The 21,743-nt window shown below is 71.1% G+C and carries 19 protein-coding genes; 10 read left to right on the top strand and 9 right to left on the bottom strand.

All coding sequences use genetic code 11. The features are described from left to right. The first annotated feature begins 116 nt into the window (after window positions 1-116). Both pyrE and ABZU43_RS01740 read left to right on the top strand, forming a co-directional pair. Entirely contained in the window at window positions 117-656 is a 540-nt protein-coding gene (gene pyrE, locus ABZU43_RS01735) for an orotate phosphoribosyltransferase (protein ID WP_355004679.1), read from the top strand. A gap of 57 nt (window positions 657-713) precedes the next feature. Further along, window positions 714-1,091 carry a metalloregulator ArsR/SmtB family transcription factor gene (locus ABZU43_RS01740; protein WP_030332125.1) on the top strand — a complete coding sequence of 126 codons (378 nt, stop codon included), beginning with the start codon at window positions 714-716 and terminating at the stop codon, window positions 1,089-1,091. Window positions 1,092-1,255: 164 nt separating this feature from the next. Here the strand turns inward: ABZU43_RS01740 and ABZU43_RS01745 are convergent, their stop codons facing one another. Both ABZU43_RS01745 and ABZU43_RS01750 read right to left on the bottom strand, forming a co-directional pair. Next, on the bottom strand, window positions 1,256-2,077 hold the full coding sequence (locus tag ABZU43_RS01745; RefSeq protein WP_355004680.1) for a DedA family protein: 822 nt from the start codon (window positions 2,075-2,077) through the stop codon (window positions 1,256-1,258). 130 nt (window positions 2,078-2,207) lie between these two features. Next, complete coding sequence (locus tag ABZU43_RS01750; RefSeq protein WP_355004681.1) at window positions 2,208-3,779, bottom strand: LPXTG cell wall anchor domain-containing protein; 1,572 nt, start codon at window positions 3,777-3,779, stop codon at window positions 2,208-2,210. A gap of 181 nt (window positions 3,780-3,960) precedes the next feature. Here ABZU43_RS01750 and ABZU43_RS01755 point away from each other — a divergent pair, with 181 nt between their 5' ends. Both ABZU43_RS01755 and ABZU43_RS01760 read left to right on the top strand, forming a co-directional pair. Further along, window positions 3,961-4,440 carry a SigE family RNA polymerase sigma factor gene (locus tag ABZU43_RS01755; protein ID WP_196920494.1) on the top strand — a complete coding sequence of 160 codons (480 nt, stop codon included), beginning with the start codon at window positions 3,961-3,963 and terminating at the stop codon, window positions 4,438-4,440. A 2-nt stretch (window positions 4,441-4,442) separates the two neighbouring features. Continuing rightward, window positions 4,443-5,504, top strand: coding sequence for an LCP family protein (locus tag ABZU43_RS01760; protein ID WP_355004682.1), 1,062 nt, complete (start codon window positions 4,443-4,445; stop codon window positions 5,502-5,504). 73 nt (window positions 5,505-5,577) lie between these two features. Here ABZU43_RS01760 and ABZU43_RS01765 read toward each other — a convergent pair whose 3' ends face one another. Both ABZU43_RS01765 and ABZU43_RS01770 read right to left on the bottom strand, forming a co-directional pair. Next, window positions 5,578-7,146, bottom strand: a complete 1,569-nt coding sequence (locus ABZU43_RS01765) for an LPXTG cell wall anchor domain-containing protein (RefSeq protein WP_355004683.1) — start codon at window positions 7,144-7,146, stop codon at window positions 5,578-5,580. A gap of 145 nt (window positions 7,147-7,291) precedes the next feature. After that, complete coding sequence (locus tag ABZU43_RS01770) at window positions 7,292-7,504, bottom strand: hypothetical protein (RefSeq protein WP_355004684.1); 213 nt, start codon at window positions 7,502-7,504, stop codon at window positions 7,292-7,294. Window positions 7,505-7,628: 124 nt separating this feature from the next. Between ABZU43_RS01770 and ABZU43_RS01775 the strand changes: the two genes are divergently transcribed. Then, window positions 7,629-8,012, top strand: a complete 384-nt coding sequence (locus tag ABZU43_RS01775; RefSeq protein WP_238677616.1) for a phage holin family protein — start codon at window positions 7,629-7,631, stop codon at window positions 8,010-8,012. A gap of 135 nt (window positions 8,013-8,147) precedes the next feature. Next, a complete protein-coding gene (gene fbaA / locus ABZU43_RS01780; RefSeq protein ID WP_355004685.1) occupies window positions 8,148-9,173 on the top strand; it encodes a class II fructose-bisphosphate aldolase in 1,026 nt (341 codons plus the stop codon). Window positions 9,174-9,224: 51 nt separating this feature from the next. On the opposite strand, the gene ABZU43_RS01785 is transcribed toward fbaA, so the two are convergent. Then, on the bottom strand, window positions 9,225-10,418 hold the full coding sequence (locus ABZU43_RS01785) for a hypothetical protein (protein WP_355004686.1): 1,194 nt from the start codon (window positions 10,416-10,418) through the stop codon (window positions 9,225-9,227). A gap of 249 nt (window positions 10,419-10,667) precedes the next feature. Here ABZU43_RS01785 and ABZU43_RS01790 point away from each other — a divergent pair, with 249 nt between their 5' ends. Continuing rightward, on the top strand, window positions 10,668-11,096 hold the full coding sequence (locus ABZU43_RS01790; RefSeq protein ID WP_355004687.1) for a DUF3151 domain-containing protein: 429 nt from the start codon (window positions 10,668-10,670) through the stop codon (window positions 11,094-11,096). 46 nt (window positions 11,097-11,142) lie between these two features. Here ABZU43_RS01790 and ABZU43_RS01795 read toward each other — a convergent pair whose 3' ends face one another. Then, window positions 11,143-12,936 carry a chromosome partitioning protein gene (locus tag ABZU43_RS01795; protein ID WP_355005168.1) on the bottom strand — a complete coding sequence of 598 codons (1,794 nt, stop codon included), beginning with the start codon at window positions 12,934-12,936 and terminating at the stop codon, window positions 11,143-11,145. 773 nt (window positions 12,937-13,709) lie between these two features. Next, the gene (locus ABZU43_RS01800) at window positions 13,710-14,795 is read right to left on the bottom strand and encodes a diacylglycerol kinase family protein (protein WP_355004688.1); all 1,086 of its coding nucleotides are present in this window, start codon (window positions 14,793-14,795) and stop codon (window positions 13,710-13,712) included. Between the two features lie 124 nt (window positions 14,796-14,919). On the opposite strand from ABZU43_RS01800, the gene ABZU43_RS01805 reads away from it, so the two are divergent. The 3 genes from ABZU43_RS01805 to purD all read left to right on the top strand — a co-directional run bounded on the left by ABZU43_RS01805 (window position 14,920) and on the right by purD (window position 18,720). After that, window positions 14,920-16,209: an adenylosuccinate synthase gene (locus tag ABZU43_RS01805; protein ID WP_355004689.1), complete on the top strand. Its 1,290-nt coding sequence runs from the start codon at window positions 14,920-14,922 to the stop codon at window positions 16,207-16,209. A gap of 577 nt (window positions 16,210-16,786) precedes the next feature. Continuing rightward, entirely contained in the window at window positions 16,787-17,350 is a 564-nt protein-coding gene (locus ABZU43_RS01810; protein ID WP_355005201.1) for a hypothetical protein, read from the top strand. 119 nt (window positions 17,351-17,469) lie between these two features. Next, window positions 17,470-18,720, top strand: coding sequence for a phosphoribosylamine--glycine ligase (gene purD, locus ABZU43_RS01815; RefSeq protein WP_355004690.1), 1,251 nt, complete (start codon window positions 17,470-17,472; stop codon window positions 18,718-18,720). A gap of 52 nt (window positions 18,721-18,772) precedes the next feature. On the opposite strand, the gene ABZU43_RS01820 is transcribed toward purD, so the two are convergent. Further along, a complete protein-coding gene (locus ABZU43_RS01820; RefSeq protein ID WP_355004691.1) occupies window positions 18,773-20,335 on the bottom strand; it encodes an AMP-binding protein in 1,563 nt (520 codons plus the stop codon). A 192-nt stretch (window positions 20,336-20,527) separates the two neighbouring features. Further along, window positions 20,528-21,742, bottom strand: a complete 1,215-nt coding sequence (locus tag ABZU43_RS01825; protein WP_355004692.1) for an acyl-CoA dehydrogenase family protein — start codon at window positions 21,740-21,742, stop codon at window positions 20,528-20,530. Window position 21,743: the final 1 nt, after the last annotated feature.

Raw genomic sequence — 21,743 nt, forward strand, 5'->3', positions numbered from 1 at the left:
GCTGTCGGCCCAGTTGCTGAGCGTAGTCGAGCATCGCCAGTCATCGGTTCCCCTCGGGGCTGATCAGGGTGGACCCCACACACGGCGTTCAGAGTTGCGCAGTAACCTCTATCGCCATGGGGGACCACGACGACCTGCGTAAATTCATTACCGACCTGGCTGTGGTCCACGGCCGGGTCGTGCTCTCGTCGGGGCGCGAGGCAGACTGGTACGTGGATCTGCGGCGCGTCACGCTCCATCACCGGGCCGCTCCTCTGGTCGGCCGGGTGTTGCTCGACCTCACCGCCGACTGGGAGTTCGACGCCGTTGGGGGCCTCACCCTGGGCGCGGATCCAGTCGCGCTCTCGATGCTGCACGCCGCCGCTCCGACCGGCCGGGCCCTGGACGTCTTTGTGGTGCGCAAGGCGGGCAAGGCCCACGGTCTTCAGCGGCGGATCGAGGGACCGGAGGTGGCTGGCCGCCGTGTGTTGGCGGTGGAGGACACGTCCACGACTGGCGGAAGTGTTTTGACAGCTGTCGAGGCTCTTCGCGAGGCCGGGGCGGAAGTCGTGGGCGTGGTGGTTATTGTTGATCGAGGCGCCGGCGACGCGGTGCGAGCCGCCGGATTGCCGTACCGGGCGGCCTATACGTTGGCTGACCTCGGCCTTGTGGCGTAAAAGTCTGCCGATTCGGATCTGCTGATATGCAGGCGGATCGATGCTGCTGGTGGAAGGATGGAATACGTGGGAACTGCGTTGGCCGAAATGACTATGCCTCAGATCTCGCCGCTAAACGGCGAGCCGATCGAACGTGCCGATGCCGAGCGTCTCGCCGGGGTCCTCAAGGCCCTTGCTGATCCTGCTCGGTTGCGGCTGCTCAGCCTGATCCAGTCGGCCCCCGAGGGCGAGGCGTGCGTCTGTGACCTGACCGCGCCGCTCGGCCTCTCTCAGCCGACGGTCAGTCACCACCTGCGCATCCTCACCGAGGCTGGCTTGTTGCAGCGGGAGAAGCGCGGTGTCTGGGCGTACTACAGCCTGGTCCCGAGTGCGATCGCGACGATCGCCGACCTGCTGACCCCGCCGCGTAAGCGGGCCACCAAGAAGGCCCGCTGACGTAGGCACCATGCCGTCCCGAGCCGGGGCGGCGTCCGGTGGCGAGCCAGGGGTGGCGCCACCGGTGGTTGATACCTGCTCGGCCCCGGTCGCACCACCGGAGGCCGGGTTCGACATGCCGACGGCCGACCCCCTCACCAGGGGGCCGGCCGTCGTCGTACCGCTCAACGGTCCTGACCGTGCTCCGGGCGGTGACGGCCGTCCTGGTGCTGGTCGTGGTCGAACGCCTCGCGGGCCGCCTCCACAGCGCCCGCGGCACTGGCCGCCGCGACCACAGCGACCGCCTCGCCGCGCTTACGAGCCCGCCGGTCGCGCAGGAACTCGAAGAAGATCGGCAGCACCGAGATCACGATGATCAGGGCCACCACCGGCAGGATGTAGTGGTCGATCTTGTCGCCGATGGCCTGGTAGATCTGCTCGGCCAGCAGGTAGCCGATCAGCAGGATGCCGTCCACCCAGAGCACCGCGCCGACGATGTTCCAGAGCAGGAACTTCTTGGCCGGCATGCCGAGCGCGCCCGCGACCGGGTTGAGGAACGTCCGGACGATCGGAATGAAGCGCGCCAGCACGACGGCCTTCGCCGGGCCGAACTTCTCGAAGTAGTACTCGGCCTTCTCCACGTACTCCTTCTTGAAGAGCCGGGAGTTCGGCCGCTCGAACATCGGCCGGCCGTACCGCGCGCCGAGCCAGTGCCCCAGCTGTGCCCCGAGGATCGCGCAGATCGGCCCACCGATCAGCAGGCCGGCGAGGGAGAGGCGGGTGCCGTCACCGAAGATCGCGTCCGCCACCGGTGACGAGGCCACCCCGGCGAGGAACAGCAGCGAGTCACCCGGGAAGAAGAAGCCCACCAGCAGGCCGGTCTCGGCGAAGAGGATCACCCACACGCCGATCAGCCCGAAGGTCTGCAACAGATCCTTGGGATCGAGCGGGTTCAGGGCGACGCTCTCCACGAGAGCGCGGGTCTTCTCAGCTGTGTCCACGGCCACAAAGGGTACCGAAGCCCGGGGCCCCGGCCGCGCCGGACCGGCCCGTCACCACCCGCCCGCGCTGCGGGGGCCCAACGACGGTGCCCCGCCGACCGTGGTGGTCGACGGGGCACCGGTGGTACGGGGTGGATCAGGCGACGAAGCGGGTCCGGCGGCGCTTGGCCACCAGGTAGCCGCCGACGCCCGCGGCGAGCAGCAGCGCGCCGAGGCCGGCGATCAGCCCGGTGGACTGACCGGTGATCGGCAGCGAGCCGCCGTCACCGTCACCGTCATCGCCGCCGCCCTGGCCGCCGTCTCCGCCGCCGTTCACCAGGATCTGCGCGGTGTCGTTGGCGGGGTTCAGGTCCTTGATCTGCTTGTCTTCCTGCCCGGTGCTCAGCTTGACCTCACCGGTCTGGCCGCCGGCCTGGTCGATCCGTACCTGGAACTCGTAGTCGACCTTCTCGCCCTTCCTGATCGAGCCGAGCACGAAGCACTGGTAGACCCGCCCGCCGGGCTTGCCCGGCTCCCACCCGTCGTCCTCGGAGCTGAAGCAGTCCTCCGGAGCGCGGACGGCGGTGACGCCCTTCGGCAGCGTGACCGTGGTGCCGATCCAGGGCGACTCGCTGCCACCCGAGTTGACGGCCGCCGGCCCGTTGTTGACGTAGCCGACAGTGAGCGGGACGGTGGCGCCGACGTCGCCGGTCACCTCCGCGCCGCGCGCTGCCACATCGGCCCGCTGGTCGCCGGTCACCTGAAGGTCGACCCAGGTCGAGTTGTCCAACGGGTTGACGTCGGTCTGCCCGGAGCGCATGTTCATGACCGGCTCGAGCTTCAGCTCACCCTCGGTCCCGTTCGGCCCGATCTTGGCCGGCAGTTCGGCCTCGGACCTGTACTCGTCCCAGTCCGCAGGCGTGAACCAGATGGAGAACCCGCCGAAGCTGTTCGGCGCCCAGCTGTCGGCGGGCACCGTGAAGCCGAAGCTGTCGTCGAGGCGGAAGCTGGCGTTCTTGCCGATGGTCGCGTCCAAGCGGCAGGCGAATGCCCAGTCGTGCAGCGGGCCCTCGGTGTACTCGCAGTTCTCGTAGCGCTTCGACGGCTGAAGACCGTCCGCGCCGACGAAGAAGAGAACCGCGCCCTTCGCGGGCACCTCGCCCGAGTTCTTCACCTGGAACGGGGCCTTCAGCGTGGCACCGGGCGCGCCCTTGAGCTCCAGGAGCTCGTTGGTGGCGAGATCGACGCCCTCGCCGATCTCCACAGTCGAGCTGTAGGAGGCGGATCCGGACTTGCCGTCCGACGTGACAGTGAAACTCAGCTCGCCCTTCTGATCGGGCTTGGCGCCGGCCTTCGCGCGAACGACGAGGGAGACGAGGTTCAGGTACGAGCCGTCGTCGTCCTGGTCCTCGACCTTGCACGTCAGGATCGCACCGGACTCGGTGCAGTTCTCCCCGCTGCTCTCGACGCTGGCGAAACCGTCGATCTTGCTCCGGTCCACCTTGATCGTGTAGTCGTCGGGCTGCCGCTCCGTGGTGAGCGAGAAGAGGGTTACCCACTTCTCGGTGCCTCCAGGCGCGACGATCACGTTGTTGGCGTACAGGTCGAGATTGTCTACCGCTGCGGCGGGGGCTGCCGGTGCGGCGACGGCCGGGCTGGCGGAGGCGGCGACGAACGCGCCTGCTACGCCCAGTCCGGCGAGCCAACGCCGGGTGGAGTGGGTGAGCATGAGGGGGGTTCCTCCAGTTGGGGGATCAGGTCGAGCCTGCGGATCTTAAGGAATAGCTAAGGCTGACTGCAGCCCTCAAAGCCGCCCGCCGAGCAAGACGAACCAAAAGGTTGATGAGCGTCACCGCAATGTTCGGTCGGTCCGCTTCCGTCAAGTGAGGCAGGAGCCCCCGGGAGGTGCAGTGACGTACGAGGAGTTCGCGGACACGCGGCTGGCCCCGCTACTGCGGTACGCGGTGATGCTGACCGGCGAACCACACCAGGCCCAGGATCTGGTCCAGGAGACCATGGTCCGGGTCCAGCTCAACTGGCGTCGGGTCGCCAGAGCCGACTCGCCCGAGCGTTACGTACGCCGGATGCTCACCAACCAGTACGTCGACTGGCGGCGCGGCTCGTGGGTGCGCCGGGTGCTGCTGCGCGGGGAGCCCGACGCCTCGGTGCCGATGCCCACCGACCATGCCCAGTCCGCCGTGGACCGGGATCAGATCTGGTCCTGGTTGTCCCGGCTGCCGCGTCGGCAGCGGGCTGCTCTGGTGCTGCGCTACTACGAGGACCTGCCCGACGTCGAGATCGCCGACATTCTCGGCTGTGCCGTCGGGACCGTCCGCTCGTCCATTTCCCGGGCCCTGGCCACGCTCCGGGCCGAGTACGTGGAGGCGTGAACATGATCGAGGATGACCTGCGTGCCGCGTTCGCCCGGCACGAAACCTTGACCCCGTCGACCGGCCCGCTGCGGGTCGCGATCGACCGGCTCGCCGCCGTCCGCCGTCGCCGCCGGCAGCGGTTCCAGGCCGCTGGCGTCACGCTGGCCCTGCTCGGCGCGCTCGGAGTCGGGGTGCCGCAGTTGCGCCCCGACCGACCGGCTGCGGATCCGTTGATGTCCGGGCAACCGGCTGACGCGCGGTCCGAAGCGCTGAATGTCCTTCTGCTCGGCGTGGACGGTCTCGGCGACGAACCGCCGTACCGGTTGGCGGACTCCGTCCTGCTGGTGCACATCCCGGCGGACCGGAGCCGGCCGTACCTCATCTCGTTGCCCCGCGACCTGGAGGTGTCGATCCCCGGCCGGGGGATCGACAAGCTCAACAGCGCGTTCTGGAGCGGCGCCGGCGAGCCCCGGCCCGACCTGGACGCCGGCTACGACCTGACCCGCCGGGTGGTCGCCGACCTGACCGGGGTACGCGTCGACGCCGGCGCGGTGCTGACCTTCGCCGGGCTGCGCCGGATCACCGACGCTGTCGACGGGGTGGAGGTCTGCCTACCGAAGGAGGTTCGTTCCTGGCACACCCGCCGGGTCTTTCCGGCCGGCTGTCAGCGGCTCGACGGAGCTTCCTCCGTGGACCTGCTGCGGCAACGGCGGTACCTGCCCGATGGTGCGTTGGACCGGGACCGTAACGCCCAGCGCTACGTCGCCGGGTTGATCCGAGCGGCGGTCGCCAAGGACGTGCTGACCAGCCCGGTGCGGCTCACCGCACTGCTGTCGGCCCCCGGCACGGGTCTGGCGGTCGACGACGACGGCCTGCCACTGACCAGGCTGGTGGCCGTGCTGCCCAAGCTGAAGAGCGTCGACCCGGTGGGGCTCAGCCTCCCGGTCGGCCAGCCGGTGGATGACCGTACGCTGCTGCCGCTGGCCCCGGAGCAGGGCCCGGCGTTCCTCGCCGCGCTGCGCGAGGATCGGTTGGCGCAGTGGGTCGAGCAGCACCCGGAGCAGGTCAACCCCGTCCGCTGACGGACGAGGACACCACGACGACGCCCCGCCAGCCCGGTACGGGTCGGCGGGGCGTCGGTCGGGTCGGGGTGGGTCAGGCGGTGAAGCGGCTGCCGTGGCGTCGGGCGAGCAGGTAGCAGCCCGCACCGGTGACGAGCAGCAGGGCGCCGATGCCGGCGATCACTGTGGTGGGGGTGCCGGTGATGGGCAGCGAACCGCCGCCACCGCCGCCGCCATCGCCATCACCGTCATCGTCACCACCGCCGCTCTGGGCCGCGTTGACCACTATGGTCGCCTTGTCGTTGGCCGGTTTGATGTCGTCCTGGAAGCTGTCGCCCGGTGCGCACTCGCACGGTGCGTTGACCCGCACCGCACCCCGGGCGTTGGCGATGACCTTGTCGATGCGTAACCGGAACTTCATGATGTAGGTCTGTCCCGCCACCAGCAGCATCTCCGAGGCGCACTGGTACGTGCGAGTGCCCGGCCGCAACTGACAGGTGTCGGGGATCTCGACGGCGGTGGTGCCCGGTGGCAACTCGACGACGGTGTGGGTGGCGGCCTCGTAGTCCGCGTTCGTTCGGTCGAGCGTCGCCGGGCCGTTGTTCCGGAAGCCGACAGTGGCCGTGACGACGGTGCCAGCCGTGCCCTTGAGCGTGGCGCCGATCGCCGCGAGGTCGGTGCCGTTCGTGCCGGTGGCCTTGATGGTCCACCCGGTGTAGTCGTTGCCGGGGCCGACGTCGGTCTGGGCGGCCTGCCGCATCCTGCCGGGCGTCTCGGTCAGAGTCAGTTTCGGACCGCTGCCGGGGGTGGCCGTCCGGGCGCCGACGGCTGCCCGTACCCGGGTCAGGTCCTCGAAGTCGGCAACGGTCATGAATTGGGCGTAGCCGGACTGGTTGGTCGGCGCGTAGGTGTCAGTGGCGAGTTCGAGGTTCAGCGTGGCGACGAGCCTGGTGCCCACCGGAATGTCCTCGTCGAACTGGCAGGAGACCAGGTGGTCGTCGGCGTAGCGGCAGTTGCTGAACCGGTCCTTGGCGCGGATCGAGTAGCTGAAATCGAAGACCGCGACGAACCCGCTGACGGCCTTGTCGCCGGCGTTCGCCACGACCAGCGGCACGGTCAGCTTTCCACCCGGCTTCGAGGAGAAGTCGGTGAACGGCCCGCCGGCCAGGTCGACCCCCTCGCCGACCCGTACGCGGGAGGTGTAGCTGCCGCGCCGGCCGCCGGCGGCCTCGTAGCTGACCGCGACGTCCCCGGAGTCACCGAGCTGCGCACCCTCGGTGAGGGCAATGCGAACCTGCTTTGCCGCGTTGCGGTAGATCCCGCTGCCCAGCGGCGGCATCTCGTAGAGGGCGACATCGGCGGGCTCCGTGCAGACGAGAACGCCCGGCTCCGGCGCGGTGCACTTCTGGCCTTCGGCGGGGGTCACGGTGATCTCGGAGGCCAGGGAGCGATAGTCGTACCGCACGGAGACGTCCTTGAGGACCGTCGGCTCGTCGGCGTACAGGAACAGGGCCCGGGTGGTCGGCGTCGCGCCGACGGCCAGGGTGGTGTCCTGGAAGTAGGGCTCGATTGTGGCCGCAGCGACGGCGGGGGTTGCGGAGGCGGCGACCAGCGCGCCAGCCGCGCCGAGCCCGGTCAGCCAGCGGAGCGAGTGCTTGAGCATGGGGTCCTCCCGTGGGGGTACAGGTGGCGCTCGTCCAACCTAGGGACGCCCAGACCCTCCGGTAACCCCTTCCGGATCGATATTTGTCTAATGACCCGAACGGCTGAACACCCCTGTCGCAACGGGCAGCCGACCCGCGGCGGAATCAGCGGTAGTCGTCCTCGTCCCCGGTGACCACCCGGGCCTGCTCCATCGCGTCCCAGTCGTCGACCTCCAGGCCACGGTGCGGCTCACCGTCAACGTCGGTGGGGCCGGCGACAGTGGCCTGCTCGACCGCGTCCGCCGGGTCCGCCTCGGGGTCGCGTTCGTCGGGCGTGAGGTGGTCGCCGGGGGTGAAGTCCTCGTCGGGCTGACCCATCGTCCCTCCCGGGGGTCTCGGGGCACGGTTCCCACCCACCGTACGGGCTGGGCGGGCGCACCGCCCGGAGACGGAGTAGGCGGAATCAGCCCTCGGCGACGCGACCCGATGCCAGGATGGTCCCGTGGGCTTCCTCATCAGACTGGCGATCACCGCGGTCGCGTTGTGGATCACCACGCTGATAGTGCCCGGGGTCGACGTGCATGGTCGCTCGGGTGGCAACACCGTCCTCACCCTGATCGTGGTGGCGCTGATCTTCGGCGTGATCAACGCGGTGCTCAAGCCGGTGATCCGGGTCGTCGGTTGTGTGTTCTACCTGCTGACCCTGGGCCTGTTCGCGCTGGTGGTCAACGCGTTGCTGTTCCTGCTGACCGACCGGATCGCCAGCGGGCTCGACCTGCCGTTCCAGGTGGACGGATTCTGGCCGGCCTTCTGGGGAGCCATCGTGATGACGGTGGTGACCTGGTTGATCAGCGTCATCGTGCCGGACAACCTGGACCGCCGGTGAACGACCAGCACCGGGTCGGTTGTTCCGGCGCACCTCACCTACGGGATACTTCCGGGCGGAGGACAGCGCGGTCCGGCGCACAAATGAAGAACAGCGGCCAGCACGGCCGAGAGTGGTAAGTAAGGAGCACATCACATGCCCATCGCTTCCCCCGAGGCTTACGCGGAGATGCTGGACCGCGCCAAGGCTGGCCGGTTCGCGTACCCCGCGATCAACGTGACCTCCTCCCAGACGCTGAACGCGGCGCTCAAGGGCTTCGCCGACGCGGAGAGCGACGGCATCATCCAGGTCTCCACCGGTGGCGCCGAATACCTCTCCGGCCCCTCGATCAAGGACATGGTCACCGGCGCGGTGGCGTTCGCCGCGTACGCGCACGAGGTCGCCAAGAAGTACTCGGTGAACATCGCCCTGCACACCGACCACTGCCCGAAGGACAAGCTGGACGGGTTCGTGCGTCCGCTGATGGGCATCTCCCAGGAGCGGGTGAAGCGCGGCGAGGAGCCGCTGTACCAGTCGCACATGTGGGACGGCTCGGCAGTGCCGGTCGCGGAGAACCTCGAGATCGCCGCGCAGCTGCTCGACGAGGCCGCCAAGGCCAAGATCGTCCTTGAGATCGAGGTCGGTGTCGTCGGTGGCGAGGAGGACGGCGTCGAGAACGCCATCAACGACAAGCTCTACACCACCACCGATGACGGCCTGGCCATGGTCGAGGCGCTCGGCCTCGGCGAGAAGGGCCGCTACATGGCGGCGCTGACCTTCGGCAACGTGCACGGCGTCTACAAGCCGGGCAACGTCAAGCTGCGTCCGGAGATCCTCAAGCAGATCCAGGACGCCGTCGGCGCCAAGTACGGCAAGGACAAGCCGCTCAGCCTGGTCTTCCACGGCGGCTCGGGCTCCCTGCTGAGCGAGATCCGCGAGGCCCTGGACTACGGCGTGGTGAAGATGAACATCGACACCGACACCCAGTACGCCTTCACCCGCCCCGTCGTGGACCACATGCTCCGCAACTACGACGGCGTGCTGAAGATCGACGGCGAGGTCGGCAACAAGAAGCAGTACGACCCGCGCGCCTGGGGCAAGGCCGCCGAGGCCGGTCTGGCCGCCCGGGTCGTCGAGGCCTGCGAGCACCTTCGCTCGACCGGCACCACGATGACCAAGTAACGACGTCCCGCCCGACGGCCGGCTCCCCGCACTGGGAGTCGGCCGTCGTCGTCAGGTCGTCAGCAGGCGTACGGCCTCGCGAACGTCGTCGGTGAGGTGGATCGTCGACGACAGGTCACCGAACGGGGACGCCGCCAGCAGCGGACGCAACAACGCCTCCACCGGCAACTCCCCGGTCCAGTAGGCGCGGTCCAGGAAGATGTACGCCCCGCTGGCGCCGTCGGTGCCGTAGTAGGTCTTGGTGGCCGCCTGGAACACCTCCTGCACCGTGCCCGCCCGCCCCGGCGCGAAGACGATGCCGCCCCGGGCGAGGCGCAGGATGGTGTCCTCCCGGATCGCGTTCGAGAAGTACTTCGCGATCCGCCCGGCGAACAGGTTCGCCGGCTCGTGCCCGTACAGCCAGGTCGGAATGGCCAGACCACCCGCACGCGCCCAGCCCAGCTCGTCTCCACGTTGCCGGGGCACCCCCGCGTACCGCTGCCGGACCGTCAGCGCCGTGGCCGTGTACCGGTGGTGGTCGGTGAAGTCGGGGGCGGTGGCCAGCAGGTCGATCGCGGCCGTCACATCGGTCTCCGGCCGGTCCGCGAGGTAGGCGCCGAGGTTCGCGGCCTCCATGACACCCGGGCCGCCGCCGGTCACCACCAGCCGGTCGGCCCGCGCCAGCTCCCAACCCAGCACGGCCGCCATCCGGTACGCGGGACTGCCGCGCCGCACCGCGTGCCCGCCCATGATGCCCACCACCGACTGCGGCCCGAACGCGGTCAGCCAGACCCGGGTGGCGTCGGCCAGCGCGTTGTCCACGCCGTGATCGTGCAGCCGTTGACCCAGCGCCTCCTTGACGTCCGGCAACGCGCCGCCGTGCGCCCGGTAGTGGTCGTACACCCGGGTGTCGTACATCCCGGTGAACCCGCCCTCGGCGAACCCGGCGGCCAGGTCGTCCGGGGTGTAGAGGTGCGTCGGCTGGGTCGGGTACGGCAACCCGGAGAACGGCGGCACCACGTTCGCGCCCCGCCGGACCAGGTCGGCACCCACGTCCCGGGACGCGAACAGGCAACCGACGAAGAGGGTGCCGGCGACGTCGACGCCGGTCAGGTCGGGCACCGGCGCGAGGTCGAGCCGCAGGCCCTGAACGGTCAGCCCGGCCAGCCCACCGGTGGCCAGCTGCTGATCGAACTCGGCCCGGGTCTGGATCTCGCCGGCATGCAGGTGCGGCTCGATGACGTCCGCGGGAGGTGGGGTCGGCACCGGGCCATCCTGCCCCTCCGCCGGGGCCGGTCAAACCTCGGGCCGGGGGTGGAACAGACAGGAGCCCGATGGTCGTGGCCACCGGGCTCCTGCATTACCGGTTCCTGGGGAGGCTCCGGACCATTATTTGTAGTGGAAAACACCAGGCAGCGGCATAGGCCGCAGGCGTGACCAACTCCTCAGCCGTTCAGCGGGACACGTCGGCCGACCCGCTCGCGTGTCGCCCTGTCCAGCGGGTTGAATGGGGCGATGCAGAACCTTTTGCCAGAGCCACCGGCCACCCGCCTGCCCGCGAACGTCGAGGCCGACGCCGCCCTGGCCGCCGCCGACGAGGCCGGCACCGATGAGGCGTACGCCAACGTGGCGGCCGGCTTCCCGACCTACAGCGCGGCCTGGGCGGAGCTCGCGGCGCGGGCGTTCGCACAGGGCCAGGTGGTGACGGCGTACGCGTACGCCCGCACCGGTTACCACCGGGGCCTCGACCAGTTGCGTCGCAGTGGTTGGAAGGGGCACGGCCCGGTGCCGTGGTCACACGAGCCCAACCAGGGCTTCCTCCGCTGCCTCTACGTGCTGTCCCGTGCCGCCGACGAGATCGGCGAGGCCGACGAGGCGGCCCGCTGTGCCCAGTTCCTGCGCGACTGCGACCCGGAAGCGGCGGACGCGCTGGCGAGCAACTGACCCCTGCCCCGACGGCCGGCCCGAGACCGGGCCGGCCGTCGGCGGGTCACAGCCCTTCGGCGACCGCGGCGGCGATCTTCAGCCAGGCGTCCCGGGTGGCCGAGGAGAGCCCGCCGTACCGGATCGGCTCGCCGCTGTCGATGAGCCGCTCGTACGGGGCCAGCAGCACCGCCCGGGTGCGGGCCGCGAAGTGCTCCTGGATGGCCGGCAGGTCGATCTCCTTGCGGGACGGTGGCATCGACACCACGGTCACGGCCTGGCGGACCAGCCGTTGCCGGCCGCTCTGCTCCAGGTGGTCGAGCATCCGGGCGGCGGTCTCGGCGGAGTCGTTACGGGCCGACATGGTGACCACCAACTGGTCGGTGGCGTCCATCGACGCCTGCCAGTTCTGCGCCCGGACGTTGTTCCCGGTGTCCACGAAGATCAACTTGTAGAACCGGCTGACCACCTCTCGGATCTCGGCGAACGCGGCAGCCGTCAACATCTCGCCGCCGGTGGCCGACTCGTCCGAGGCCAGGACGTCGAACATCCCCTCGCCCTGCGAGCGGACGTACTGCGACAGGTCCCCGACCCGCCCGTGCGCACCCTGGAACTGCCCGAGGTCACGCAGCATGTCCCGCACCGTGCGGGAGTGGAAGTCCTGTTGGGCGCGCATCCCGAGCGTGCCCTGGGTCTCGTTGTTGTCCCAGGCCAGCACATAGCCGCCGCGCTTCTGACCGAACGTCATCGCGAGCAGCAGGATGGCCACCGTCTTACCGGCGCCGCCCTTCGGATTGACAACGGTCACCTGCCGCAGACCGCCGAAGTTGCGGCGCACCATCTCGATGTCCCGCTTGAGCTCCTGCTCGTGCCGCCCCGGAGAGAGCCGGAGCAGGCCCATCTTGTTGACCACCGCGCGTACGCCCATGGTCGCCACCGGATCGGCGGGTCGAACCTGACGGCGTCGGGCGAAATCCTCGGCGGTCGGTGCGGCTGTGGTGTCCGGTGTCCAGCTCGCGTCCGGGTACGCGGTCGCGTCCGGGTACGCGGGCGCCGGGACCCGGGTCACCCCGTCGGCCTCCTGGTACGGCTGCCCGGGCGTGCCGCCGGGCGAGCCCTGCTGCCAGGGCGGTGGGTGCCAGCCCGGCGAGGGCGGGAACGGCCCGGGCGGTGGGGTCGCCGGCACGGCCTGCCCAGGAGCGTGCTGCGGTGCGGCAAGGCCGTGCGGCGGGTTGCTGAACTGCGTCACGTCGGGCGGTGGCGGAATCTGCGCCGGGCCGGCCTGGCCGGGGATGAACGGCTGCCCGGGGTGTGCCTGCGCGGGACCGGCGTGCGGGACGACCGGAGGCGGCGGCGGAATCGGAGGTGTCGCGCCGGCCTCGTCCGGAGCGGGCGCGGTCGTTCCAGGCGGGCGCTGCGGCGGGTACGCCCACGGCGACTCGGCAATCGGCCGCGCCGGCCCGTCAGGGGACCCGTCCGCACCGGCCCCGCCGGCCTGTTGCACCGGCTGGCCTTGCTGTGGTGCCGGCCCGCCGGCCTGCGGCGCGGCCCCGTCGGGCTGAGGTGTCGGCCCGCCAGTCTGTGGTGTCGGCCCGCCAGCCTGGGGCATGGGCACACCAGGCTGTGGTGCCGACCTGGCCGCCGCGAAGGCTGCGGCCGAGGGTTCTGCCGACGCGGGGCCGGCGGCCGTCGGGCTGTCGGCGGCACGCGGGCCGTCGGTGGCGTTCGGGCTGGCAGCGGACGCGGTGGCCGCCGGAACGGGCGAGTCGGTGGCGGCGGTCGAGGTGGAGCGGCCGGCGGGTGCCGATGCGGCGGCGCGGTCGGCGGCGGCGGCGGTCGGGTGGTCCAGGGTGAACGGCAGGTTCAGGTCGACGCCGCCCGGGGTGACCGGCACGGCGGTCGGGCCCCGGTTACCGGGCTGTACCTGCGCCGAGTCGCCGGGCATCACCTGTGCCGCGTCGGGCGCCGCACTGCCCGCGTCGCTCCCGGCGGGACGGCCGTCGTGCGGCGCGGCGGTGGTGCTCGGTGTCGCGGCGGCGGCTGGGATGCCGGGGCCGGTTGGCCCGCCGTTGCTCCCCGGACCGGTTGGCCCGCCGTTGCCCCCGGGGCCGGTCGACGGCGGCGTCGGCCGGGCGGCGGTCGCTGGCGGAGCGGCCGGCGGTGACGCAGCGGCCGGGTCGGTCGGCGGCGGCCAACTCGGCTGCGCCGGCGCCCAACCAGACCCGACACCGGACGGACCGCTGGCCCCCCATCCCCCAGGTGCCGGGACGGCGCCGGAGAGCGACGGGTAGTCCGACGGCGAGGGCGGCGACTGGGCCGCAGCGCCGGGCTGGCCGGGAACCGGCGGTCGCCCGATCGGCGGCGCGGCCACCGGTGGCGTGACCGGATGTGTGACCGGCGACGGCCCACCCCGCTGCTCGGCGACCGCAGCCCACGGCGGCACCGCGCCCCGGTCGCCCGGATCTGGCGGCCAGAGTGGTTCGACGTCCCGCTCCGGCACCGGCTGCTGGCCGGGCACCTGCGCCCGGTCGGCGTTCTCGTCCATTACGGCCCTCCCCAGTCCTCCTGCGAGGATAGGCCCAATCGCCCAACAGGGCCGATCGGCTCAGGCAGGTCGGCCGGTCACGGCCGAGGTCAGATCGACCAGACCGCCCAGGCGCCCGGCTCGACCCACCAGGAACGCTTACGGGTCAGCTCGCTCTCGACGCCATCGTCGAGGTACGGCACCCTGCCCTCCCTGGGCAGCACCGACACCGCCCGCCCACGGGCCCGCCGAACTTCGAGGCGTACCCGCTTGCGCCCCCACGCCGAGCGGACGACCACCGGCACGGCCACAGCGACCTCGACCTGGCCGTCGGCCGGGTCCGGCGCGGTCAGCAGCGTCACGTCGTTGAGCGTCGCGTACCCGCCGGCGTTCCCCACCGCGCAGGCCAGCAGCGGTTCCGCACCGTCGGTGAGGATGGTGTCGTCGACCTCCACGCGGGCGCGCCAGTGCAGCGGCCGGCCGGCGTCGTCGGCTGCGCCGAGGAGCGCGCCGTCCAGGGTCACCGAGCCACCGTCGTTGCGGAGCAGATCCAACCGGCGCGGCGTGCCGTCCAGCACCGCAGCGGCCACCGCCGCCGGGTCACGGGGCAGCCCGAGCTGCGCGGCCAGGTCCCGGTGGGTGCCGCCACGGGCCGGGTCGAGCGGGAGTACGGCCACCGGCGGCAGGTCGGGCAGGGTCCGGTTGCCGGGCAGGTCCGCCGGGCGCTTGCTCGGCGCCGGGGCGTACCGCTTGACCAGCCGGCGCAGCACGGCGCGCAACTGCCCGTCGCTCGCCGTGGCGATGACCAGCCGGGTCTTGCTGTCCGGGTCCGGCCAGGTGAGGCCGTCCGGGCGGGCTGGGCCGTCGAACCGGGCCAGCACCGCGTCGATCTCGGCGTCGGAGCGGGCGGTGACCGTCTCCACCCGGGCGCCCCGGGCGTTCAGCGCGTCGGCGCACGCCAGCACCGGCACCCGTGGCCGCTCCGTCGCGCACTGCCCGGTGTCGGCCTGGTCGCTGCCGGCCTGGTCGGCGTTCACCTGGCCGGTGGCCTGATCGCTGGTGGCCTGGCCGGTGTCGGTTTGGCTCGTCGGGCCGGTGTCGGCCCCGGTCGCGCCGCCGCAGCAGGCCCCGCCGCTGCCGCAGCCCCCGGGAGCGTCCCGCTCCGAACCAAGGGTGAGCAGCACCACGTCGTACACGGAAGGAGCCTCCTGCCTCTCGACGCGACCCCTGCCGGCCACGCCGTCACTACTTGTTAACCTGACACCCCGGGCTCGCCGAGCGGTCGCCACCTGGCACCCGAGCCTTCTGGAGGCGGAAAAGATGCCAGCGATCGTGCTCATCGGCGCTCAGTGGGGCGACGAGGGCAAGGGCAAGGTTACCGACCTGCTGGGTGAGCGGGTCGACTACGTCGTGCGCTACTCCGGCGGCAACAACGCCGGGCACACGGTGATCACCCCGGACGGCCAGAAGTACGCGCTGCACCTGATGCCGTCCGGCGCGCTCTCACCGAACGCGATGATCGTCATCGGCAACGGTGTGGTGGTCGACCCGAAGGTGCTGCTCGCCGAGATCGACGGCCTGGCGGAGCGCGGCGTCGACGTGTCCCGCCTGCGGATCTCCGGTGACGCTCACCTGATCATGCCGCACCACCGGGCGCTGGACCGGGTCATCGAGCGCTACCTCGGCTCGTCCCGGATCGGCACCACCGGGCGCGGCATCGGCCCGGCGTACGGCGACAAGGTCGCCCGGATCGGCATCCGCCTCCAGGACCTGCTCGACCCGGGCATCCTGCGCAAGAAGCTGGAACTCGCGCTGCGCGAGAAGAACCAGATCCTGTTCAAGGTCTACAACCGCAAGGCGATCGACGTCGACGCGACAGTCGAGGAGTACCTGGCGTACGCGGAGCGGCTCAAGCCGTACATCGCGGAGACCCGGGCGATGCTCTGGGACGCCCTCGACCGGGGCGAGACGGTGCTGCTGGAAGGCGCCCAGGCCACCATGCTCGACATGGACCACGGCACCTACCCCTTCGTGACCTCGTCCAACCCCACCGCCGGTGGCGCCTGCGTGGGCGCGGGCATCCCGCCCACCGCGATCAACAAGGTCATCGCGGTGAGCAAGGCGTACACCACCCGAGTGGGTGCCGGGCCGTTCCCGACCGAGCTGTTCGACGCCAACGGCGACCACCTGCGCAAGATCGGCGCTGAGTACGGCACCACCACCGGGCGGGAGCGCCGGTGCGGCTGGTTCGACGCGGTCGTCGCCCGGTACGCCTGCCGCCTCAACGGCGTCACCGACCTGGTCATCACCAAGCTGGACGTGCTCACCGGCCTGCCCAAGGTGCCGATCTGCGTCGGCTACGAGATCAACGGCGTCCGGGTCGACGACATGCCGATGAGCCAGACGGACTTCCACCACGCAAAGCCCGTCTTCGAGGAACTCGACGGCTGGTGGGAGGACATCACCAAGGCCCGAACCATCGATGACCTCCCGGAGAACGCCCGCCGCTATATCGCGAGGGTCGAAGAACTCTGCAACACGAGGGTGAGCGTCGTAGGCGTAGGCCCAGGCCGAGAAGAAAACGTAGTCCTACACCCCCTCCTCCCCTAACAGCCCCCCCCTTCCCCCCCCCCTTCCCCCCCCTCCCCCCCCGGGCGGTGCCCGTGGCTATCCCGGTTGATCAAGAGGTTTGCGTCAGAATCCGGCCTGGATCTGACGCAAACCTCTTGATCGCCGAGGCGAGGGGCAGGGTTATCCACAGGGCTCCGTGGGTTGTCCACAGGGGCTTCGGTGGGATGGGGTGGGTGGGCAGGGTGCTGGTGTGGGATCACACCAGCTTCTTCGTGACGTCGCGGCCGGGCAGGACGGGATGGTCACCCTCGCTCAGGCGTTGCGTGCCGGCCTGACCAGGGATGAGGTCCGACAGCTCTGCCGGTCCGGCAGGTGGCAGCGGCTTCTGCGCGGCTGCTTCGTGCCGGACACGGAGGTGAGCGAATCGACTCGGCGGCGGGCGCACATCCGCGCTGCTGTCGTCAGCCTCGGGCCCGGCGCCTTCGCCGTGTTGGGCACTGCGCTGGAGTTGCACGGCATTGCAGGCCTCCGGCAGAGTGCGCAGGTCCACGTCTCGGTGCCAGTCGATCGACCGAGGCCTCAACGGATCCCAGTGCCGTGGCTATCCGTGCACCAGATGACGGTTGATCCCGGTGACATCGCCGAGGTTGCGGGCATTCGTGCGACCTCTCCGCTGCGCACTGTCTCGGACGTCGTTCTTCTGGTCGATCGCTACCCGGCGGTCTCGGTCCTCGACTCGGCGCTCAATCGACGCCGCATCGATCCGGCTCAACTGATGGTGATCCCGAGCCTCATCCGAGGGCGGCGGGGTGCGGTCGCCGCACGCGCCTACTTGTCGGAGGCGGACGGGCGGGCGCAGTCGCCGCTGGAGACGCGTAGCCGGCTGCGGTGCGTGGACGGCCGGGTCCCACCGGACACGCTGCAGTTGGAGGTACGCGACGACGATGGCTATCTGCTCGGCGTTGGCGACCTGGGCTGGCGCGGCCCGAGGGTCATCGCGGAGGCCGACGGCCGAGACGCCCATGCTGCGCCGGAGGCCGTCTTCGCCGACCGTCGTCGGCAGAATCGCCTGGTCAACGCGGGCTGGACCATCCTCCGCTTCACCTGGCAGGACACCTTGCACCCGGCATACATCCCGCACACCGTTCGGCAGGCGATCGCAGCCGCCCAGCGCAGGTGATCAAGAGGTTTGCGTCAGAATCCCTCCCCGATCTGACGCAAACCTCTTGATCAACGCCGGTTGGCCGGGGTGGGTTGGTGGGGGTGGGTGGGGGTGGTGGGGGCAGTAGGATCTCGGGCGTGCGGGTTCTTTTGGTGGGTGGCGGCGGGCGCGAGCACGCGCTTGCGCTCGGGCTGGTGGCGGATTCGCGGGTTTCTGCGGTTGTCGCGGCGCCGGGTAATCCGGGGATCGCCAGCGTGGCTGAGCTGCGAGCGGTCACTGCGACAGATCCGGCCGCGGTGGCGGCGTTGGCCGTGGAGGTGGCGGCTGACCTGGTGGTGGTCGGGCCCGAGGCTCCACTGGTCGCCGGGGTCGCCGATGCGGTACGCGCCAAAGGCATCGCTGTGTTCGGTCCATCCGGTGCGGCCGCGCAGCTGGAGGGCTCCAAGGCGTTCGCCAAGGACGTGATGACCGCCGCCGGCGTGCCGACCGCCCGCGCGTACGTCTGCGCGGACGAGGCGAGCACCGCCCGGGCGCTTGACGAGTTCGGCGCGCCGTACGTGGTGAAGGACGACGGGCTCGCCGCCGGCAAGGGCGTGGTGGTGACCGACGACCGGGCCGCCGCGTTGGCGCACGCCAACGAGTGCGGACGTGTCGTGGTCGAGGAGTTCCTCGACGGCCCGGAGGTCAGCCTCTTCGTGGTCACCGACGGCGAGGCGGCGCTGCCGTTGGTGCCGGCACAGGACTTCAAGCGGCTCGGCGACGGCGACACCGGGCCGAACACCGGCGGCATGGGGGCGTACGCGCCGCTGGCCTGGGCGCCGTCCGGTCTGGTCGACGACGTGATGCGCGACGTGGTCCACCCGACGCTCGCGGAGATGCGTCGCCGGGGTACCCCGTTCGCCGGCCTGCTCTACGTGGGGCTCGCGATCACCGCCGCCGGTCCTCGGGTGATCGAGTTCAACGCGCGCTTCGGCGACCCGGAGACGCAGGTGGTGCTCGCGCTGCTGGAGACCCCGCTGGGCGGGCTGCTGCACGCGGCGGCCACCGGCACGTTGGCCGAGCATCCGCCGCTGCGGTGGCGGGACGGCAGCGCCGTGACAGTGGTGCTCGCCTCGGCGGGTTATCCGGCCGCGCCGCGCACCGGCGACGTGATCACCGGTGCGGACCGTCCGGGCATCATCCACGCGGGCACCGCCCGCCGGGCCGACGACGGCGCGTTGCTCTCCGCCGGCGGCCGGGTCCTCTGCGGTACGGCCACCGGCGCCGATCTGGCCGCCGCGCGGGACGCCGCGTACGCGCTGGTGGACGGGGTGGAGCTGGCCGGGTCGCAGCACCGCACCGACATCGCCACCGGCGCGATCGAGGATCGGATCACGATTCCCGGCTGAACTCGGGCAACCCCCGGCAGTGGCATCCAGGCAACCGTCGGCAGCGCCGCCGTCAGCCGTAGTAGCGGCGCAGCTCTCGGGTGAGCACCTTGCCGGTGGCGTTGCGGGGTAGGTACTTCACGAGGATCACGTCCCGGGGGACGCTGAACCGGGCCAGGAAGTGCCGGACGTACTCGCGGACCGCCTCGGGGTCGAGGGTCTCGCCGGGGTGCAGGGCGAGGAACGCGGAGAGGCGCTGGCCGTACTCGGGGTCGGGCACGCCGATCACTGCCGCCTCGCGGACCTGTGGCAGTTGCGCGAGCAGGTCTTCCACCTCGGACGGGAAGACGTTCTCGCCGCCGGAGACGATCATGTCGTCGGCCCGGCCGTCGACGAAGAGCAGCCCGTCGGCGTTGAGCCGGCCGAGGTCGCCGGTGTCGAGCAGCCCGTCGTGGGTTTCCCGGCTGGCACCTGAGGTGTAGCCCTCGAAGAGCATCTCGTTGCCGACGAAGATCCGCCCGACCCGTCCGTCCGGCACGGGTTGGCCGTCGTCGTCGAGCAGCTCCAGTCGGGTGCCGTGCGGGGGACGACCAGCGGTGGTGGGTGCCTGACGCAGGTCCTGCGGGCCGGCGATGGAGGCCCAGGAGACCTCGGTGGACCCGTAGAGGTTGTAGAGGACATCTCCGTAGACGTCCATGAACTTCGGGGCCAGTCCGCCGGGCAGGGCGGAGCCGCTGACCGCGACGACAGTGAGCTGGGGGCGCGGGTCCGGCGGGGGCACCTCCAGCAGCCGTTGCACCATCACCGGTACGGCGAAGAGCGCGTCGCAGCGGTGCGCGGTCAGGGCGGCGAGCGTGGCGGCCGGGTCGAAGCGGCGGTGCAGCACGATGGTGGCCCGTAGTGCCAGGCAGACCTGGAGGGCTGCGAATCCCCAGGTGTGGAAGATCGGTGCGGCGATCATCACCCGGTTCCGGGTGTGCAGGGGGATGCGGTCGATGATGGACACCAGTGGGCCGAAGCCGCTGGGTGTCGGCCGCCGGGCGCCCTTGGGTGTGCCGGTGGTGCCGGAGGTGAGGACGATGATCCGGCCGTCGCGCTCGGGTGGTTGCAGGTCACCGGGCAGTGCCCCGGCCACCAGTTCCTCGCGGGCGCGTTCGTCTAGCCGGTGCAGCTCGGCGGGGAGGCCGAGGACCCGATCGGCGAACTCGTCGTCGTGCACGAGGAGCCGCAGTCGCTGCTCCTCGGCGACGGTGCCCAGCTGGGCGGCGCTGAGCCCGGTGTTGACCAGTACCGCGTCGACGCCGAGCAGGGTGGCGGCGACGATCGTCTCGATCAGTCCGCTGTGGTTGCGGCAGAGCACGCCGATCCGGTCGCCGGCCTGTACGCCGAGCCCGGCCCGCATCGAGCGGGCCATCCGTTCGGCCCGGTCGAGCAGGTCGTGGTAGGTCAGCTCGACGCCGTCCTCGTCGATGACGGCGGGCCGGCCCGGGTCCCGGGCGGCTGCCTGGCGTAGCTCGCCTGCCAGGCTCCACCCCCACGTGCGCAACGCGTTGAGCTGCGAGGCGACCCGGATCGGGCTGCCGGGGGTGAGCAGCCCGCGACGGGTCAGCGTGGTGACGACGAACGGCAGGTCCATGCCGCAGACCTCCTCGGGGTGGTGCGCGGACGGCGGCGGCCCGCCCGTCCATCAGGGCTTCTTTCCTTGATCATGCACTGGGCGCGGCTGAAGGCCCAGTTCGCGTCGGCGTGGGGTGACAAAGACGGCACAGATCGTGGAGTCCGGGCCGCCGTCGGCCCGCCCGTCGAGGAGGGGCTGGGCCGACGGCGGTCAGCGGATCTGCATCCCGGAGATCGCCCGGGAGATGACCAGTCGTTGGATTTCCGAGGTGCCCTCGAAGATGGTGTAGATCTTGGCGTCCCGGTACCAGCGCTCGACCGGGTGGTCACGCAGGAAGCCGGCTCCGCCGAGCAGTTGCACTGCCTTCTCGGTGACCGACACGGCCACCTCGCCGGCCTTGAGCTTGGACATCGATCCTTCGCCCGCTGTGAACGGGCGGTTGTTGCGGCCCATCCACGAGGCCCGCCAGACCAGCAGCCGCGCCGCGTCGATCTCCATCCGCATGTCGGCCAACGCGAACGCGACCGCCTGGTTCTCGATGATCGGGCGCCCGAACTGGACGCGGTCCTTCGCGTAGTCGAGGGAGTATTCGTATGCGGCCCGGGCCACGCCGAGCGCCTGGGCGCCGACTGTGGGTCGGGACAGCTCGAACGTGCGCATCGCTGCCTGCCCGGTGGACCGCTGACCGGAGCGGGCGCGGTCGAGGCGTTGCAGCAGGGCGTCTCGTCCGCCGAGGAGGCAGCGGCCGGGTACGCGTACCCCGTCGAGGAAGACGTCGGCGGTGTGTGACGCGCGGAGGCCGAGTTTGCGCAGCTTGCGGGTGGCGGCCAGGCCGGGGGTGCCGGGCGGTACGACGAACGCCGCCTGACCCCGGGAGCCGAGCGCGGGGTCGACGGAGGCGGTGACCACGTGCACTCCGGCGATGCCGCCGTTCGTGGCGTACGCCTTCTGGCCGGTGAGCACCCACTCGTCGGTGGCCTCGTCGTAGACGGCCCGGGTGCGCATCGCGCCGACGTCGGAGCCGGCTTCCGGCTCACTGGTGCAGAAGGCGGCGACGGTCGGTGAGTCGACGTCGCCGAAGCACTGCGGCACCCACTCGACCATCTGGTCCGGGGTGCCGGCGCCGTAGATGGCGGCGACGGCCAGCGAGGTGCCGAAGATGCTCATGCCGATGCCGGCGTCACCCCAGAAGAGTTCCTCGCTGGCGATCGGAAGGGAGAGCCCGGTCGGGTCGGCCCAGCAGGTGGCGAGGAACTCGAAGCCGTAGAGGCCGACCTTGGCGGCTTCCTGGATCACCGGCCACGGGGTGTCCTCGCGTTCGTCCCACTCGGCGGCGGCCGGGCGCACGACCTCGGCGGCGAAGCCGTGCACCCAGTCGCGTAGATCCCGCTGTTCCTCGTTCAGGTCGAGCGAGAACTCAGCCATG

It is taken from the genome of Micromonospora sp. NPDC005205, assembly GCF_040608275.1.
Lineage (GTDB): Bacteria > Actinomycetota > Actinomycetes > Mycobacteriales > Micromonosporaceae > Micromonospora.

Excerpts from the sequence above, each read along its gene's own strand:
- pyrE (WP_355004679.1), top strand. The coding sequence starts at position 117 with ATGGGGGACCACGACGACCTGCGTAAATTCATTACCGACCTGGCTGTG.
- ABZU43_RS01740 (WP_030332125.1), top strand. The coding sequence starts at position 714 with ATGGAATACGTGGGAACTGCGTTGGCCGAAATGACTATGCCTCAGATC.
- ABZU43_RS01750 (WP_355004681.1), bottom strand. The coding sequence starts at position 3,779 with ATGCTCACCCACTCCACCCGGCGTTGGCTCGCCGGACTGGGCGTAGCA.
- ABZU43_RS01760 (WP_355004682.1), top strand. The coding sequence starts at position 4,443 with ATGATCGAGGATGACCTGCGTGCCGCGTTCGCCCGGCACGAAACCTTG.
- ABZU43_RS01765 (WP_355004683.1), bottom strand. The coding sequence starts at position 7,146 with ATGCTCAAGCACTCGCTCCGCTGGCTGACCGGGCTCGGCGCGGCTGGC.
- ABZU43_RS01770 (WP_355004684.1), bottom strand. The coding sequence starts at position 7,504 with ATGGGTCAGCCCGACGAGGACTTCACCCCCGGCGACCACCTCACGCCC.
- fbaA (WP_355004685.1), top strand. The coding sequence starts at position 8,148 with ATGCCCATCGCTTCCCCCGAGGCTTACGCGGAGATGCTGGACCGCGCC.
- ABZU43_RS01790 (WP_355004687.1), top strand. The coding sequence starts at position 10,668 with ATGCAGAACCTTTTGCCAGAGCCACCGGCCACCCGCCTGCCCGCGAAC.
- ABZU43_RS01805 (WP_355004689.1), top strand. The coding sequence starts at position 14,920 with ATGCCAGCGATCGTGCTCATCGGCGCTCAGTGGGGCGACGAGGGCAAG.
- ABZU43_RS01810 (WP_355005201.1), top strand. The coding sequence starts at position 16,787 with ATGACGGTTGATCCCGGTGACATCGCCGAGGTTGCGGGCATTCGTGCG.
- ABZU43_RS01820 (WP_355004691.1), bottom strand. The coding sequence starts at position 20,335 with ATGGACCTGCCGTTCGTCGTCACCACGCTGACCCGTCGCGGGCTGCTC.
- ABZU43_RS01825 (WP_355004692.1), bottom strand. The coding sequence starts at position 21,742 with ATGGCTGAGTTCTCGCTCGACCTGAACGAGGAACAGCGGGATCTACGC.